General features: G+C 64.2%; 17 protein-coding genes. 14 read left to right on the top strand and 3 right to left on the bottom strand.

Going from position 1 to position 16,401, the window contains the following annotated elements; all coding sequences use genetic code 11:
• Nucleotides 1-46 precede the first annotated feature (46 nt).
• The 5 genes from hpf to AC1DR6_RS19610 all read left to right on the top strand — a co-directional run bounded on the left by hpf (nucleotide 47) and on the right by AC1DR6_RS19610 (nucleotide 4,045).
• Nucleotides 47-631 carry a ribosome hibernation-promoting factor, HPF/YfiA family gene (gene hpf, locus AC1DR6_RS19590; RefSeq protein ID WP_476830946.1) on the top strand — a complete coding sequence of 195 codons (585 nt, stop codon included), beginning with the start codon at nucleotides 47-49 and terminating at the stop codon, nucleotides 629-631.
• Nucleotides 632-705: 74 nt separating this feature from the next.
• On the top strand, nucleotides 706-1,167 hold the full coding sequence (ptsN, locus tag AC1DR6_RS19595) for a PTS IIA-like nitrogen regulatory protein PtsN (RefSeq protein ID WP_476830947.1): 462 nt from the start codon (nucleotides 706-708) through the stop codon (nucleotides 1,165-1,167).
• A 132-nt stretch (nucleotides 1,168-1,299) separates the two neighbouring features.
• Nucleotides 1,300-2,928: a fumarate hydratase gene (locus AC1DR6_RS19600; protein WP_476830948.1), complete on the top strand. Its 1,629-nt coding sequence runs from the start codon at nucleotides 1,300-1,302 to the stop codon at nucleotides 2,926-2,928.
• Nucleotides 2,925-3,254 carry a hypothetical protein gene (locus tag AC1DR6_RS19605; RefSeq protein WP_476830949.1) on the top strand — a complete coding sequence of 110 codons (330 nt, stop codon included), beginning with the start codon at nucleotides 2,925-2,927 and terminating at the stop codon, nucleotides 3,252-3,254. The genes AC1DR6_RS19600 and AC1DR6_RS19605 overlap by 4 nt, the downstream gene beginning before the upstream one ends.
• 134 nt (nucleotides 3,255-3,388) lie before the next feature.
• The gene (locus AC1DR6_RS19610) at nucleotides 3,389-4,045 is read left to right on the top strand and encodes an MBL fold metallo-hydrolase (RefSeq protein WP_476830950.1); all 657 of its coding nucleotides are present in this window, start codon (nucleotides 3,389-3,391) and stop codon (nucleotides 4,043-4,045) included.
• 305 nt (nucleotides 4,046-4,350) lie between these two features.
• On the opposite strand, the gene AC1DR6_RS19615 is transcribed toward AC1DR6_RS19610, so the two are convergent.
• A complete protein-coding gene (locus tag AC1DR6_RS19615; protein WP_476830951.1) occupies nucleotides 4,351-4,869 on the bottom strand; it encodes a DUF1993 domain-containing protein in 519 nt (172 codons plus the stop codon).
• Between the two features lie 88 nt (nucleotides 4,870-4,957).
• A complete protein-coding gene (gene efp / locus AC1DR6_RS19620) occupies nucleotides 4,958-5,575 on the bottom strand; it encodes an elongation factor P (protein WP_476830952.1) in 618 nt (205 codons plus the stop codon).
• A 133-nt stretch (nucleotides 5,576-5,708) separates the two neighbouring features.
• Here efp and epmA point away from each other — a divergent pair, with 133 nt between their 5' ends.
• The 3 genes from epmA to AC1DR6_RS19635 are packed head-to-tail and all read left to right on the top strand — an operon-like array spanning nucleotide 5,709 to nucleotide 8,519.
• Nucleotides 5,709-6,773, top strand: coding sequence for an EF-P lysine aminoacylase EpmA (gene epmA, locus AC1DR6_RS19625; RefSeq protein WP_476830953.1), 1,065 nt, complete (start codon nucleotides 5,709-5,711; stop codon nucleotides 6,771-6,773).
• The gene (locus AC1DR6_RS19630) at nucleotides 6,770-7,837 is read left to right on the top strand and encodes a lysine-2,3-aminomutase-like protein (protein ID WP_476830954.1); all 1,068 of its coding nucleotides are present in this window, start codon (nucleotides 6,770-6,772) and stop codon (nucleotides 7,835-7,837) included. Before epmA ends, AC1DR6_RS19630 begins: the two co-directional genes overlap by 4 nt.
• Before the next feature lie 16 nt (nucleotides 7,838-7,853).
• A complete protein-coding gene (locus AC1DR6_RS19635; RefSeq protein ID WP_476830955.1) occupies nucleotides 7,854-8,519 on the top strand; it encodes a DsbA family oxidoreductase in 666 nt (221 codons plus the stop codon).
• A gap of 20 nt (nucleotides 8,520-8,539) precedes the next feature.
• On the opposite strand, the gene AC1DR6_RS19640 is transcribed toward AC1DR6_RS19635, so the two are convergent.
• Nucleotides 8,540-10,867, bottom strand: coding sequence for a molybdopterin guanine dinucleotide-containing S/N-oxide reductase (locus AC1DR6_RS19640; protein ID WP_476830956.1), 2,328 nt, complete (start codon nucleotides 10,865-10,867; stop codon nucleotides 8,540-8,542).
• Nucleotides 10,868-11,080: 213 nt separating this feature from the next.
• Here AC1DR6_RS19640 and pyrF point away from each other — a divergent pair, with 213 nt between their 5' ends.
• The 6 genes from pyrF to terL all read left to right on the top strand — a co-directional run bounded on the left by pyrF (nucleotide 11,081) and on the right by terL (nucleotide 16,389).
• Complete coding sequence (gene pyrF / locus AC1DR6_RS19645) at nucleotides 11,081-11,788, top strand: orotidine-5'-phosphate decarboxylase (protein WP_476830957.1); 708 nt, start codon at nucleotides 11,081-11,083, stop codon at nucleotides 11,786-11,788.
• A 44-nt stretch (nucleotides 11,789-11,832) separates the two neighbouring features.
• Entirely contained in the window at nucleotides 11,833-12,120 is a 288-nt protein-coding gene (locus AC1DR6_RS19650) for a DUF1330 domain-containing protein (protein ID WP_476830958.1), read from the top strand.
• A 3-nt stretch (nucleotides 12,121-12,123) separates the two neighbouring features.
• The gene (locus AC1DR6_RS19655; RefSeq protein WP_476830959.1) at nucleotides 12,124-12,432 is read left to right on the top strand and encodes a DUF1330 domain-containing protein; all 309 of its coding nucleotides are present in this window, start codon (nucleotides 12,124-12,126) and stop codon (nucleotides 12,430-12,432) included.
• Between the two features lie 682 nt (nucleotides 12,433-13,114).
• Nucleotides 13,115-14,572, top strand: coding sequence for a site-specific DNA-methyltransferase (locus AC1DR6_RS19660; RefSeq protein WP_476830960.1), 1,458 nt, complete (start codon nucleotides 13,115-13,117; stop codon nucleotides 14,570-14,572).
• On the top strand, nucleotides 14,562-14,966 hold the full coding sequence (locus AC1DR6_RS19665) for a DUF5681 domain-containing protein (protein WP_476830961.1): 405 nt from the start codon (nucleotides 14,562-14,564) through the stop codon (nucleotides 14,964-14,966). The genes AC1DR6_RS19660 and AC1DR6_RS19665 overlap by 11 nt, the downstream gene beginning before the upstream one ends.
• A complete protein-coding gene (gene terL / locus AC1DR6_RS19670; RefSeq protein ID WP_476830962.1) occupies nucleotides 14,959-16,389 on the top strand; it encodes a phage terminase large subunit in 1,431 nt (476 codons plus the stop codon). The genes AC1DR6_RS19665 and terL overlap by 8 nt, the downstream gene beginning before the upstream one ends.
• The last annotated feature ends 12 nt before the right edge of the window (nucleotides 16,390-16,401 follow it).

Consider the following 16,401-nt stretch of genomic DNA (forward strand, 5'->3'; position numbering starts at 1 on the left):
TGTTGGTGGCCGCGCTTCGGCCACGACTGAAAAGGGGAAGCACTCCATGAGCTTGCGAATCTCCGGCAAGAATCTCGACGTCGGCGAAGTCTTGCGTGGCCAGGCCGAGACCCGGGTCGCTGCAGCCGTCTCGAAATATTACGAAGGCGGCTATCAGGGCCATGTCACGGTCGACAAGGATGGCAGCGGTTTCCGAACGGATACGGTGATCCACCTGTCGTCGGGTATCACCCTGGAAGCCTCGGCCACGGCCCATGATGCCTATGTCAGCCTCGACAAGATGGCAGAGCGGATCGAGAAGCGCCTGCGGCGCTACAAGCGCCGGCTGAAGGATCGCTCGGGCACGCCCGCTCGTGGCGACGGCATCGAAATCCCCAGCTATGTGATCGCGGCGCCTGACGACGATCTCGAAGAGATCGAGAGCGATTCCGCTGGTGACAACCCGGTCATCGTCGCGGAATCGACCAAATCGCTGCACAGCCTGACGGTCGGCGATGCAGTTGCCGAACTGGACATGACCGGCTCGCCGGTGATCGTCTTCCGCCATGCTGGCAATGGCCGCATGAACATCGTATATCGCCGCGGTGACGGCAATATCGGCTGGATCGATCCGCCGGCATCGCTTTCCTGACCGGCGGCTTTGGCCGGCGACCGATTGACCCGCGCCGGACGATTGTCCGGCACGGGACATGCATGGACTGGCGAATGACGCTGATTGATCTCCTGAGGCCGGAGGCGGTGATTTCGCCGCTCCGCGCCAACAGCAAGAAGCAGGCGCTGCAGGAGATTTCCCAGCACGCCGCTGCCTTGACCGGTCTTCCGGAGCGCGAACTCTATGAATCGCTCCTGCAGCGCGAACGGCTGGGCTCGACAGGCATCGGCGACGGCATCGCGATCCCGCACGGACGCATGCCGGGCATCGAGCGCCTCGTCGGGCTGTTCGCCCGCCTCGACAAGCCGATCGACTTCGAATCGCTCGACGGGCAGCCGGTCGATATTATTTTCGTGCTGATCGCGCCCGAAGGCGCCGGCGCCGATCATCTCAAGGCGCTGGCCCGCGTCGCCCGGGTGCTGCGCAATCAGGCGGTGCTGGAGCAGGTCCGCAAGATCCGCGATCCGCAGATCATCTATTCGCTGCTGGCCGAGTCCGCCGCCCAGGCGGCTTGACCACCGGCCAGCCTGAATTTCGAAGCATGAAAGACTGCTTGGAGGCAGGTCTGCCAGGGGTTATGACCCCGGTCTGACGGCACCGCGCTGGCCTGAGAGCGACGCGGCGCACCTCGCTTCGGAGCGCCCATCATGGCTTATACGCATGTCGATCTCTTTCCGCTCGGCGAGGACACCACGCCTTACCGTTCGCTGGGCAGCGAAGGCGTCAGCGTCGAGAAAATCGGCGAGCGCGAGGTTCTCAGCGTCTCGCGCGAGGCGATCCGGCAGCTCTCCGAGCAGGCTTTCATCGACATCAATCATCTTCTGCGGCCGGGCCATCTCGCGCAGCTGAGCAAAATTCTCGACGATCCCGAGGCCACCTCGAACGACAAGTTCGTTGCCTACGACCTGCTGAAGAACGCCAATATCGCGGCCGGCGGCGTGCTGCCGATGTGCCAGGACACCGGCACTGCGATCATCATGGGCAAGAAGGGCCGTAATATCTGGACAGAGGGCGGCGACGAGGCCGCGCTGGGGGAGGGCGTCCATGACGCCTATTTCAAACGCAACCTGCGCTATTCCCAGGTCGCGCCGCTTTCGATGTTCGAGGAGAAGAACACCGCGACAAACCTGCCGGCGCAGATCGATATCTATGCCGAGGGCAAAGGTCCCAACGATTCCGCTTATAAATTCCTCTTCGTCGCCAAGGGCGGCGGCTCCGCCAACAAGACCTTCCTGTTCCAGGCAACGCCGTCTCTCCTGACCAAGGAGCGGATGACCTCCTTCCTGAAGGAAAAGATTCTGACGCTGGGCACGGCGGCGTGCCCGCCCTACCACCTCGCGATCGTCATCGGTGGCACCTCGGCCGAGCAGAACCTCAAGACGGTCAAGCTTGCCTCGACGAAATATCTGGACGCCCTCCCGACGCAAGGGTCGCCCTCCGGCCACGCCTTCCGGGACGTCGAGATGGAGCAGAACATTCATCTGCTGACGCAGTCGCTCGGCGTCGGCGCGCAGTTCGGCGGCAAGTATTTCTGCCACGACGTCCGTGTCATCCGGCTGCCGCGTCACGGCGCTTCGCTGCCCATCGGCCTCGGCGTCTCCTGCTCGGCCGACCGCCAGGCCAAGGGCAAGATCACCAAAGACGGCATCTTCCTAGAGGCGCTGGAGACCGACCCGTCGAAATATCTGCCGGAGGTCGAGGACGCCTCGCTTGGGGGAGATGTCGTCAAGATCGATCTCAACCGGCCGATGAGCGAAATTCTTGCCACACTCTCCCTTTACCCGGTCAAGACACGGCTTTCGCTGACCGGCACGATCATCGTCGCCCGCGACGCCGCCCATGCGAAAATCCGCGAGCGGCTGGACCGGGGTGAGGGCATGCCGGACTATTTCAAGAACCATCCGGTCTATTACGCCGGTCSGGCCAAGACGCCGGAGGGCTTCGCCTCGGGCTCCTTCGGCCCGACCACCGCAGGACGCATGGATTCCTTCGTCGACCAGTTCCAGTCCTTCGGCGGCTCGATGGTGATGCTCGCCAAGGGTAATCGCTCGGCCGCTGTCCGCGAGGCCTGCAAATCCCATGGCGGCTTCTATCTAGGTTCCGTTGGAGGGCCTGCCGCGCGGCTCGCGCAGGACTGCATCCGCAAGGTCGAAGTGCTGGAATACCCCGAACTCGGCATGGAGGCGGTGTGGCGCATCGAGGTCGAAGATTTCCCGGCCTTCATCGTCATCGACGAAAAGGGCAACGACTTCTTCAAGGAGTTGAACCTCGGATGAGAACCGCTGTTGTCTTCGCGCTCGCCTTGATGTTCGCCGCTGTGCCCGCTCTCGCTCAACAGCCGCGCCCCGCGACCTGCTCGCGCGATCTGTTCCAGAACGAGGCGGCCTTCCGCCAGCAGCAGACGCGGTTGGCGGCAGCGGCCGGCTTCGATCAGGCCGCGCAGTGCCGGGCTTATCGCGAACATGTCGGCTTCCTGCAGAAATCTCGTTCCATTTTCGCGACCTGCCAGAGCGGCGCGGAACGCGAGCGCAACGTGGCCGAGATGGATTCCGACCTGAAGGATTATCGCGCTCTCGTCGCCGGGCGCTGCGGCGGCCGATAAGGGTTCGTCATTGCGAGAAGCGAAGCGACGAAGCAATCCAGACGGACTGGGTTGAACGCTTCATTCTGGCCCCCCTGGATTGCTTCGCTGCGCTCGCAATGACGGGAGCGGCATTTGGATCGTCGAAGGACCCCATGACCGACCAGCCGCATCCGCCGTTCCAGATCGCCGTCGTGCCGGTGACGCCGTTTCAGCAGAACTGCTCCATCATCTGGGAGACGGCGACCAGGCAGGCCGCCATCGTCGATCCCGGTGGCGATGTGCCGAAGCTTCAAGCGGCGTTGAAGGAGCTGGGCGTGACACCGGTCGCGATCTGGCTGACGCACGGCCATCTCGACCATGCCGGCGGCGCCACCGAACTCGCCGAGGCGCTGTCGCTTCCGATCGTCGGCCCGCACGAAGCCGACAAATTCCTGCTCGACGGACTTCCGGCTCAGGGTTTGCGTTTTGACATCCGCGACATGAAGGCGGTCACGCCGACGCGTTGGCTTGAGGAAGGCGACACCGTCTCGCTCGGCGCCCTCGTCTTCGAGGTCGCCCATGTCCCGGGCCATACCCCGGGGCACGTCACGTTCTTCCAGAAGGAACTGCGCTTTCTCCTCGCCGGAGACACGCTTTTTGCGGGCTCGGTCGGCCGAACCGATTTTCCTTATGGCAGCCACGAAACCTTGATTGCGGGCATCAAAGACAAACTGCTGCCGCTTGGCGACGACGTGCAGTTCCTGCCGGGGCATGGCCCGGCAAGTACGCTCGGCGAAGAGCGCCTCAACAATGAGTTCCTGAAAAGCTGAGCGCCGAAAGCGTCGGCATCTTCAGGCCTCGCGCAGGTCGGGCCGTGGCGACCGCTGCCCGAAACGAAAAGACCCGCAGCGGATGTCCGCTACGGGCCTCGGAAGAACCAACGACCATGTCCTGAACGGGTGCGCGTACATCCGGCGTCAAACGTTCGACCATGGTCGTCTTCACCGACAATGGAAAGCAGCAGAACCGCCTTCAACATCGCCGTGATCTTCATTTAGGCAGGACATGTGGCGCTTTCAAGGCCCGGCGATATTTTAAATCTCGGGCCTCGCAGTTGCCGTTCCTGCCGCGACCGTCAGGCGTCGTACACACCCATCAGGAAGTCCTGTTTGCCGATCTGGAAGCCGTTCTGGCGCAGGATGTCGTAAGCCGTCGTCGCGTGGAAATAGAAGTTCGGGATGGCGAAGCGCGTCAGATAGGCCTCGCCCGTCATCGTCACGGTCGCCGACGGACCACGCGGGAAGGTGACGTCGCGAGTCAGGCCTGCATCGAGCGCCGCGCCGTCCGCCGCGTCGATGAAGGCCAGCGTCCTGGCGATGCGTTCCTTCAGCTCGGGAAAGCTCTTTTCCTCGTCCGGGAAACGGGGATTCTCGCCGCCTGACAACCGCGCCACGGCATTCTTGGCGAAATCGCAGCAAAGCTGGATCTGGCGGGTGAAGGCCAGCATATCCGGCGCCAGCCGCGCATTCAGCAGCACGTCAGGCTGAATCTTGCGCGTCTCTGCCTGTTCCCCGGCCTTGTCGAGGATGGCATCGATCGCCCTGAGCGTCTGTACGAAGCCGGAAAGGGCGGCGGCCTTGACTGTAAGCGACATGAAGATCCTCGAAACGAAAACGGGCCCGGAAGGGCCCGCTGCCGATCGCTATAGAGGATTTTTGGCTCTTCGGCTCTGCGCCTGTAGATCAGTCTTTCGCGCGCTCGACATAGGAGCCGTCCGTGGTCAGCACAACGATGCGGGTGCCGACGCCGATATGCGGGGGCACGGCGCTGCGCACGCCGTTGGCGAGGATCGCCGGCTTGTAGGAGGACGACGCGGTCTGTCCCTTGGTCACCGGCTCGGTCTCGGTGACCTCGACGGTGACGCGCTGCGGCAGCTCGATGGCCACCGCGCGGTCGTCAAACACCGAAAGCGAAACCTTCATATTTTCCTGAAGATAGGGCGCCATATCGCCGACCACGTCGCCATCGACATGGATCTGGTCGAAGGTCTCGGGGTTCATGAAGACGTATTGCTCGCCGTCCTGATAGAGATAGGTGAAGTCGCGATCCTCGACATAGGCGCGCTCGACCTGCTCGGTCGTCTTGTAGCGCTGCGTCATCTTAGTGCCGTCGGAAATGCGGCGCATGTCGATCTGCGTGGTCGGCGTGCCCTTGCCGGGAAAGAAGCTCTCGGCCGAGAGGACCGTGCAGAGATGTCCGTCCAGCTCGAGGACGTTGCCCTTGCGGACGGAAGAGGCGATGACCTTGACCACGTGAATGTCCTTCTGGTGCGCGGTTAGGCCCGCGCGATTCTTAATCATCTTGAGCCTTGCGCTCGCGAAAACCGGTTCCCAGTCCCCCGCGCAATGCTCTATGCGAACTCTTGATAGCCGCGCCACTACCGCATTTGCGCGTCAAACGGAAGCTTCACGACGGTTTCGAGACGTGAATTCGATGCCACTCTCCCCACCGCCGTTCTGGCGGCCTGACATCCACGCCGACCGCCGCCCCGCGCTGCTGGCGCGCGCACGGATCAAGGCAGCGTTCCGACGCTGGTTCGAGGCACGAGACTTCGTCGAGGTCGAGGCCGCGATTCTGCAGGTATCCCCTGGCAACGAGACACATCTGCACGGCTTCGCGACGACGCTGATCGACGATGCCGGTGCAAGCCATCCCTATTACCTGCAGACCTCGCCCGAATTCGCCGCCAAGAAGCTGCTGGCCGCGGGTGAGAAGCGCATCTTCGATTTCGCCCGTGTCTTTCGCAACCGCGAGCGCACGGCCCTGCACCATCCCGAATTCACGATGCTGGAATGGTATCGCGCCGGCGAGGATTACGACGTGCTGATGGGCGATTGCGCTGCGCTTCTGGGCGAGGCCGCGCGCGCTGCCGGCACGGTCACACTGCGCTTTCGGGGTCGGCAGGCCGATCCTTTCGCCGAACCGGAGCGCCTGACGTTGCAGCAGGCTTTCTCGCGCCATGCCGGCATCGATCTTCTGCGGACCGTGACGGCCGATGGCGAGGTCGATCGCGGCGGGCTCGCCGCCGACGCGCTCGAAGCCGGCATCCGCGTCGCGGACGACGACAGCTGGTCGGACATCTTCAGCCGCATCCTGTCCGAGCGGGTCGAGCCGCATCTCGGCCAGGGACGGGCGACGATCCTCTGCGAATATCCGATCAGCGAAGCCGCGCTCGCCCGGCCCAAGCCCGGCGACCCGCGCGTGGCCGAGCGCTTCGAGCTCTATGCCTGCGGTGTCGAACTCGCCAATGCCTTCGGCGAACTCACCGACCCTGCCGAGCAGCGGCGACGCTTCGAAGCCGACATGGACGAGAAGCAGCGTATCTATGGCGAGCGCTATCCCCTCGACGAGGATTTCCTGGCAGCGCTCGCCAATATGCCGCCGGCCAGCGGTATCGCACTGGGCTTCGACCGGCTGGCGATGCTCTGCGTCGGGGCGCGCCGCATCGAGGATGTGCTCTGGACGCCGGTGGCCGAACCGGGCAGGGGAGGGGCATGACCCTTCACCAGCCTCCGGGCGGCCAGCCGCTGCGCGGCATCGACGCGCTGATCAACGCTGGCCTGGTCCAGCCTGCGAACCGTGACGCGTTGCAAAAGGTGGCAGAGCGTTACGCCGTCTCGGTTACGCCAGCCGTCGCCGCCCTGATCGACAGCGCGGATCCCGCCGATCCGATCGCTCGCCAGTTCATTCCCGATGCGGCGGAGCTGCTGACGCTGCCACAGGAACTTGCGGACCCTATCGGCGACGAAGCCCATTCGCCGGTCGAGGGCGTGGTGCATCGTTATCCCGACCGCGCCCTGCTCAAGATCGTCCACGCCTGCCCGGTCTATTGCCGCTTCTGCTTCCGTCGCGAAATGGTCGGCCCCGGCGGTGACGCGCTTAGCGGTGCCAAGCTTGATGCCGCGATCGCCTATCTCGCGTCCCGGCCCGAGATCTGGGAGGTCATCCTTACGGGAGGAGATCCATTCATCCTCTCGGCGCGCCGGATCGCCGATATCGCGACACGCCTCGCGGCGATCCCGAATATCAAGGTGGTGCGCTGGCACACCCGCGTGCCGGTGGTCGACCCGGCTCGGATCACGGCAGACTACGCGCGAGCGCTCCGCATCCCCGGCAAGGCGAGCTACATCGCGATCCACGCCAATCATCCACGCGAGTTCACCGACGCAGCCCGCGCCGCGATCGCGACGCTCGCCGATGCCGGCCATGTGCTGGTGAGCCAGTCGGTGCTGTTGAGGGGCATCAATGCCGATGTCGCGACGCTCTCGGCCCTGATGCGGGCCTTCGTCGAGAACCGCATCAAGCCCTATTACCTGCACCATCCCGACCTCGCGCCCGGCACCTCGCATTTTCGGCTGACGCTGGAGGAAGGGCAGGCTCTGGTCAAAAGCCTGCGCGGCCATCTTTCCGGGCTGTGCCAGCCCACCTATATCCTCGACATCCCCGGCGGTGCCGGAAAGATCCCGGTCGGCCCGTCATTCCTCTCCGGTTGCGACATTCCGGGTGTGGAAGCGCTCGCGGAAGACCGGAACGGTTCGCAGCACGCCTATCCGTCAGCCTGATACGAAGGATTTCGACATGCAGGAGAAGCTTTCGCTCGCGATCGTCTCCGACATCGCCTGCCCCTGGTGCTTCATCGGCAAGGCGCGGCTGGAAACGGCGCTGGCGCAGAACGGGCTGGCCGATCGCTTCGCCATCACCTGGCTGCCCTACGAGTTGAACCCCGACATGCCGGCCGAGGGTGTGGACCGCACGCAATATCTCGAGGCAAAGTTCGGTGCCGGCAAGCGCAAGGAGATCGAGGTTCGGCTTTCCGAAGCCGCGCTGGAAAGCGGTGTGACGTTCAATTGGTCCAAGGTCAGCAAGAGCGTCAACACCCGCATGGCCCATATGCTGGTTGCCGCTGCCTCTACCGTTATGCGCGGCACCGACATGAAGGCAGCTCTCTTCAAGGCCTACTGGCAGGATGGGCGAGACATCGGCGATATCGAGACGCTCGTGGCGATCGCGGTCGAGCAGGGTTTCGACGAACAGGCCGCCCGCGATCAGCTCGCCAGCGACGAGTTGCGCGAGACGGTGATCGGGCTGGAAAACCGCATGCGGGAGATCGGCGTCGACGGCGTGCCCTTCTTCATTGTCGACGGCAAACATGCCCTCTCCGGCGCCCAGCCGGCGGATGTCTGGGCGCAGGTCTTCCAGCAGGTGTTCGCGGAGCGCGAACAGGCGGAGTTGCCGCAGTTCTGAGGGAGCCCCACCAACGCCGATCAGGCGCCTGGCGGCTCAAAAGCCTGGATCGGCGGGAGATTGCCGTCGAATCGTTCGACCTGCACGGTCGTGAGCTGGCCCGTGCAGCCCTGCGCCAGCGCCGAAGTGCCGACATCCTTCGTCAGGACATTCGGGTTCCCGTGCACGCAGAGCGGCTTGTCGTCCTCCGGATCAGCGGGATCGTACCAGGCCCCGGTCGGCAGCTGGATCACGCCGACTCGAATGTCCTGCGTTAGCGTCACCGCCGCGAGACAGGCGCCGCGCTGGTTGAACAAGCGGACGATGTCGCCCTCGCCGATGCCATGGCGGGCCGCATCCTGCGAATGCATCCGCGCCACCTCGCGCCCGCGATGCTTGGCCGCGTCGCTATGGCCGCCGAAGTCGAACTGACTGTGCAACCTCGTCCGAGGCTGGTTGGCGACGAGCACATAGGGTGAGGCGGCATCCGGGACATGCACCGGGCCGAGCCATGTCGGATGGCCGGGGCAATCGGCCTCGCCATAGCCGCCGATGGTCTCGCTGAAGATCTCGAGCTTGCCGCTCGGCGTCTTCAACGGCTTGCCTTCGGGATCGTTTCGGAAGGCGCGGAGATAGCCACCATCATCGTCCTGCTGCGGCAGCTCGTAGCCCTGGCTGTCCCAGAACTCGGCGAAGCTCGGCGCCGGCAGTCCCTTGGCGGCGAGGCCTGCGCGCGTTGGCTCGTAAAGATGCTCCAGCCATTGCCGCGAGGTGCGCCCTTCGGTGAAGGCTTCGCGAGCGTCGAGCCGCTCGGCCAGATCGGCGAAGATGTCGTAGTCGTCGCGCGCCTGCCCGTAAGGCTCCGCCACCCGGCGCATCGGCACCAGCAGCGGGTCATTGGAGTTGGCGCCGATATCCTCGCGCTCCAGCGTCATCGTGCAGGGCAACACGATGTCGGCATGGCGCGCCGTCGCCGTCCAGGCGAGTTCATGGACGACGAGCGTGTCGAGCCGGGAGAAGGCCTCGCGGAGCCTGTTCAGGTCCTGGTGGTGATGGAACGGGTTGCCGCCGGCCCAATACACCAGCTTGATCTCCGGATAGGTCCGCGTCTGCCCGTTGTAGCGATAGGGTTCCCCGGGCTTCAGCAGCATGTCGGAGATGCGCGCCACCGGGATGTAGTCCGTCACGCCGTTGCGGCCCTGCGAGAACGTCGGCAGCGGCACGGCGTTGAAGCGGCGCCCGTAATAGGCGATGGCGCCGAGCGCATAGGCATAGCCGCCTCCGGGCAGGCCGATCTGGCCGAGCGCTGCGGCCAGCACCATGCCCATCCACACCGGCTGCTCGCCATGCTCGGCCCGCTGCAGCGAGTGCGAGACGACGATGACCGCGCGCTTGCCCGAAAGCCGCCGCGCCAGCGCGACGATCTCATCCGCCGCGACGCCCGTGAGAGGTGCAGCCCAGGCCGCATCCTTGGGCTGGCCATCGGTTTGGCCGAGCAGATAGCGCTCGAAGATCGACCAACCCACCGTATAGCGTTCCAGAAAAGCGCGGTCATGCAGCCCTTCGCTGACCAGCGTATGCACGATCGCCATCATCAGCGCCGTATCGCTGGCGGGAATCGAGGCGATCCATTCGGCCTTCGCCTCGTCGGGCAAATCGGCCTTGAGCGGGCTCACCAGCACAAAGGCGCAGCCGCGCTCGGCCGCGCGCTCCATCGCGCCGCGCTCGACATGCCGGCTGACGCCGCCGCCGGCGACCATCGAGTTCTTCAGCGCCATGCCGCCGAAGGCCAGCACGATCTCGCTATGTTCGGCGATCTGCTCCCAGGAGACGTTGCGCTTCGTCAGCCCCTCATAGTCGCCGACGATGTGCGGGATCAGCACCTGCGAGGAGCCGGAGGAATAGCTGTTGACCGACTTCACATAGCCGCCGCAGGCGACGTTCAGGAAGCGGTGGATCTGGCTCTGGGCATGGTGGAAGCGCCCGGCGCTGGCCCAACCATAAGACCCGCCGAAAATCGCACCCGCCCCGAAATCGTCGCGGACCCGCTTCAGCTCGCCGCCGAGAAGATCGAGCGCCTTCTCCCAGCTTACCGGCACGAATTCGTCGCGCCCGCGCCGTTTGTCCGGCCCCGGTCCGTTCTCCAGCCAGCCGCGACGCACCATTGGCTGCGCGATTCGCGCCCTGTGGCGCAGCGCCGTCGGGAAATTATCGATGATGCCATTGGGATCAGGATCGGCGGAATGAGGCCGGACCTCGAGCTGTCCGTCCTTCATTCGGGCGGAGAACACGCCCCAATGCGAGCTGTGCGGCAGGAAGGCGCCATCGGCGTTCGTCCCGGTTACGTCGAGCGTATCGGATTCGTCCATGCGACGTTTCTCCCGCGGTCTTGCCGGTCAGCCCCCGACATCTAGCGCAATGTGAGAATGGGATCGAGCAACAGGCGGTGATGGAACCGATCACCTCCATGAAAGCCGATACGGCCGAAATGTTGGCCTGCATCAATCCGGATTGGCCGGCGGCAGCCATCCTTGCGTCCGGCCTCGAATCATGCGCCTTGCCCGGAAACTTGGGAGCCTGCCATGGCGCAGAAGATCAACGATATTCGCGACCGCCTGATGGTCGCGCTCGATGTGCCGACGGTTTGGGATGCCTATCGCCTCGTCTCGACGCTCGATGATGAGGTCACCTTCTACAAGATCGGCTACCGGCTGGCTTTCGCTGGCGGGCTCGATCTCGCCCGCCAGCTCGTCACCGAGGGCAAGAAGGTCTTCCTCGATCTGAAGCTCCACGACATCGGCAACACCGTCACCGAGGGCGTCGATTCGCTGACCAAGCTCGGCGTCACCTTCCTCACCGTCCATGCCTATCCCCAGACCATGCGCGGCGCCGTCGAGGGGCGCGGCGAGAGCGATCTGAAGCTGCTCGCCGTCACGGCGCTGACCTCCTATGACGACGAGGACCTGCGCGATGCCGGATACGGGCTGGCGGTCCGCGATCTGGTGCGGCTTCGCGCCGAGCAGGCGCGGATCGCGGGCATCGACGGCATCGTCTGCTCCGCCGCCGAGACCGAGATCGTGCGCGACGTGATCGGTCCCGACATGGCGATCGTCACGCCCGGCATCCGCCCTGCCGGCAGCGCCGCCGGCGACCAGAAGCGCACGCTGACCCCGTCCGAAGCGATTCGCGCCGGCGCCGACCATCTTGTCGTCGGCCGTCCCATCATCCGCGCGACAGACCCGCGGGGCGCGGCGGCCGCGATCATGGACGAGATCTCCCAGGCTTCGTAAGCTCGCGCAGACGATCCACCTCGAACAAGACGGACCGCGTCACCATGCCCAAGGGATATGTCATCGGCCGCGCCAAAGTTTCCGACGCGACCAAATGGGCGGGCTATGCCGCCAAAGCCTCCGAGGTCATGAAAATCTATGGCGGCACGCCGATCGTGCGCGGCGGACAGATGACGGTGGGCGAAGGCGAGGGCCGCGCCCGCAACGTCATCATCGAATTCGCCGACTTCCAGTCTGCCCGCGCCTACCTCTTCTCGCCGGAATATGCCGAGGCCCGCAAGCTTCGCGAGGGCGCCGGCGAGATCGACCTCGTCGCCGTCGAAGGAGCCTGAGCCATGGCCAAAGGCTACTGGATCGCCCGCGTCGATGTCGAGAACGACGAGGCCTATGCGAACTACCGCGCACTAAACGCCGTCGCCTTCGCCAAATACGGTGGCAAGTTCCTGGTGCGCGGCGGCGAATACAAGCTCGCCCGCGGCGAGGGACGCAAGCATAACGTCGTGATCGAGTTCAAGGACGAAGCGACAGCCCGCGCCTGCTATGCCTCGCCAGAATACCAGGAAGCGATCAAACACCTCAGTGCTGCAGGACAGGCCGATCTGGTGATCATCGGCGGCTATGATGGAGCGCAGCCGGGCGATTGAGCCCCGGCTCCATGGCTTGAGCTTTCTGCAAAAAGCTGAATTCTGATCGATGCTTCAGGCCTAATCCCGGTCGATAGAGGCGCCAGCTGTCCAATCATTCTCGTTTCGTATCGGAATGTGGATCGCGCATGGCCGCTAGGATAGTCGTGGGGGGTTCGTAGTTCCCTGATTTGCCTGCTATCAGGGAGTGATCAGCGAATTTTTCAAAGAATGCAGCACTATCGCCGCAGTCTTTCCGGCTGAAGCTGACTGATTTTACAGCATTTTCGCGCTTTCGGTACCAATTCTAAGCAGGCAATTTCTACGCCCTAACCAGCGATCGATTGCACTGCGAGCAGGGATTGGCCCGGTGGAAACAGGAAGGCGACTGCGCCAGGTGTCCATCGCGCGGATGACAGGCCTACGGCTGTGCAGCTGACTAAGAGAGTGTACCGCATTGAAAAGATTGGGCTCTTTTGCTTCAGCCCCTTGAGATCGTGCCACGCCGCTCGTAGCTTACGAGCTGTTCGCGAATCAAAGCGAGCGCATTGGAGAGGCGATCGGCGTTCGAAAGACCAAGGTTGGAAGCGGTGATGGGGACCGCAGGCTTCTAACTGCTCTTGGGGTAAGTGCTTATGGTCCGCACTTAAGGCAGGTTGAGTTCGTTCGGTTGGCCTCCTTTTTTTGAAAAGGATGTCAGACCATGAAGCCCGAGAAGGTCCCCACCGCGCCCGTTGTGCGCAAACGCCACCGCGCGTCAGCGCCGATCGGCGATCCCGCCTTGGAGCAGGCTGTCGCCAGCTTCGCGCCGCAAATTATCCAGCTGAAGCTGAGCGAGCTGAAGCCGTCGCCGCGCAACGCGCGCACGCATTCCCAAAAGCAGATCCATCAGATCGCGCAGAGCATCAAGGCGTTCGGCTTCACCAACCCGGTGGCGATCAATGGCTCAGGCGAGATCATCTCGGGGCACGGCCGCTGCGAAGCGGCCAAGCTGCTCGGCATGACGCACGTCCCGGCGATCCGCCTGGACCACCTGAACAGCGAACAGGCGCGCTTGCTGCGCATTGCCGACAACCGCCTGGCTGAGGCCGCCGGGTGGGACGAGGAGCTGCTCAAGCTCGAACTCGGCGAGCTGATCGAGCTCGATATCGAGATCGAGCTGACCGGCTTCGAGATGGCTGAGATCGACGTGATCCTGGACGGGCCGACGCCTGCGAAGGTCAAGGAGGATCCGGCCGATGCGCTCCCCGAGCTCACTGAGGCTGCGGTGACCCAGCGCGGCGATGTCTGGCTCCTGGGCAAGCACCGCCTGATGTGCGGCGACGCCCGCGATCCGGACGATTACGCGCGCCTCCTTGACGGCGAAAAGGCCCAGGCTGTGTTTATGGATCCGCCTTACAACGTCAAGATTGGCGGACACGTGAGCGGCCTGGGCAAGACGCAGCACCGCGAGTTCGCGATGGCGTCGGGCGAGATGAGCAAGGACGTGTTCACCGCGTTCCTGCGCGAGGTGTTCGGCCAGATCGCGTCCAACGTTCAGGACGGCGGATTGGTCTATAGCTGCATCGACGGGGCGCATCTCCACGAGATGCTGAACGCCGGTCATGCCGTCTTCGACGAGCTCAAGGGCATCATCACCTGGGCCAAGACCCTCGGCGGGATGGGTTCGTTCTATCGCAGCCAGACGGAGTTCGTGACCTTCTGGAAGGTCGGCAAGGCAGCCCACATCAACAATGTCGAGCTCGGCAAGCATGGCCGCTATCGCACGACCTTGTGGAGCTATGCAGGCGTCAACGGCTTCCGCAAGGGCCGGATGGAGGAGCTCGCAAGCCACCCGACGGTCAAGCCCTGCGCGATGGTGATGGAGGCGATCAAGGATTGCTCCAAGCCAGGCGGCATCATCCTCGACGCCTTCATGGGCTCGGGCACGACCTTGATCGCGGCCGCCAAGACCAAGCGCCGCGGTTACGGGCTGGAGCTCGATCCGCTCTATGTCGACGGCACGATCCGCCGCTGGGAGGCGCTGTTCAAGGCGGAGGCGCGCCACGCCGAGACGGGGCTGACCTTCGCCGAGATGGCGACGATGCGCAGCGGTGCGGCCGTCGCCGCCGTCGACTCCCTCGACTCTCTCGAACACGTTGGAGGGGGCCATGGCGCGTGAGGAGGATGACAACGAAGCCGTAGGCTACAAGAAGCCGCCGAAGCATACCCAGTTCAAGAAGGGCCAGAGCGGCAATCCGTCCGGACGCCGGAAGGCCAAGCCGCGCCTGAACATCATCGAGCTGCTCGACAAGGTCATGGCCGAGCCGATCCAGCTGACGAAGAAGGACGGCAAAGCTCGGACGGTGACCTTCCTTGAGGGCTTGGTGCGGAAGACGGCGGCATCGGCTGCCAATGGCGATACATCGGCTCGGCGCGATTTGTTCAAGCTCATGGCGATGGCTGAGAGCCGCCAAGAGGCCTCGGAAGATCCGCCGACGCAGGAGGAAGAGGCGCGCATCCTAGCCCGCTTCATCGCCCGCGAGCGCCGTGCCGATGGGGGTTGCGATGACTGACCCTGCTCTTCTCGACCTCGCCGTTCGCCGGGACCTTGCGAGCTTCATCGAGCGCTGCTTCGGCACGCTCGAGCCGGGCACCGCCTATCAGCACAACTGGCACATCGAAGCGATGGCCTATCAGCTGGCGAGGGTGGCGCGAGGCGAGTGCAAGCGGCTGATCATCACGGTGCCGCCGCGCTCGGCCAAGTCGATCTGCGTCACCATCGCCTTCAGTGCCTGGTTGCTGGGTCATGAGCCGCGCAAGCGGATCATGGCCATCAGCTATGCGCAGGAGCTGTCGCTCACCCACGCTGCGGGCTTCCGCAGCGTGGTCCAGTCGGAGTGGTATCGCCGGGCCTTCCCGCGCTTTGCGATCGCGGGCAATCGTGGCCATGAGATCAAGACCAAAGCTCAGGGCTATCGCTTTGCCTCCTCGATCGGCGGCTCGGTGCTGGGCCGCGGCGCCGATCTCATCATCATCGACGATCCGATCAACGGGTTGGAGGCGGCGACCTCGCCGGCCGCCCGCCGACGGGTGCAGCAGTTCTATGACGGCACGCTGTACTCGCGCCTTAACGACAAGCTGAACGGCGCCATCATCATCGTGATGCAGCGCCTGCATGAGGATGATCTCGTCGGGCATGTGCTGGAGAAGGAAAACTGGGAGGTCTTGTCGATTCCGGCGATCGCACCGGAAGCAGAGTGCTATCGGATCGGGGAGGGGGCTGAAGCGATCTATCACCGCCCCGCCGGCGAGGTCCTGCATCCCGGCCGCGACACGCTCGAATGGTTGGAGGCCGCCAAGCGCAATCTGGGCTCGCTCAACTTCTCGGCCCAGTATCAGCAGAACCCGCTGCCAGCCGAGGGGCAGATCATCAAGCGTGACTGGCTGTGCCATGCCGATGAGTGGCCCGAGACCTTCGACCTGACAGTCGCATCCTGGGATACCGCCTCAACCCAGGCCGAGCATTCGGACTGGTCGGTCGGGATGGTCTGGGGGGCGATCGGGCAGACCTATTATCTGATCGATCTGGTTCGCGGGCGCTGGGAGGCACCCGAACTGCGGCGCAAGATGATCGAGCTTAGCCAGCGCCATGCAGTCGACGCCACCCTGATCGAGGATACAGAGCTCGGTCGAGCGCTATCGCAGGACCTGCGCAAGAGCGGCGCGCTCTATCCGCTCTTGCAGCAATCCCGGATCGAGAAGACTGCCCGGCTAATGGCCCAAGCCGCTCGCTTCGAGGCCGGACAGGTCATGCTGCCGCGCAAGGCGAGCTGGATGAGCGATTATCTCGCCGAGCTCCTCGCCTTCCCGCTGGCGCGTCATGACGATCAGGTGGACGCGACCAGCCAGGCGCTTAAATATCTGACGGCCCGCACCCCGGTGATCCGGGAGCGGCCGCAGCGGATCGTGCGGCCCAAATCCCGCCCGCGTGCTTGACAAGCAATGGGC

The organism is Allobosea sp. P5_A5, from assembly GCF_056400625.1.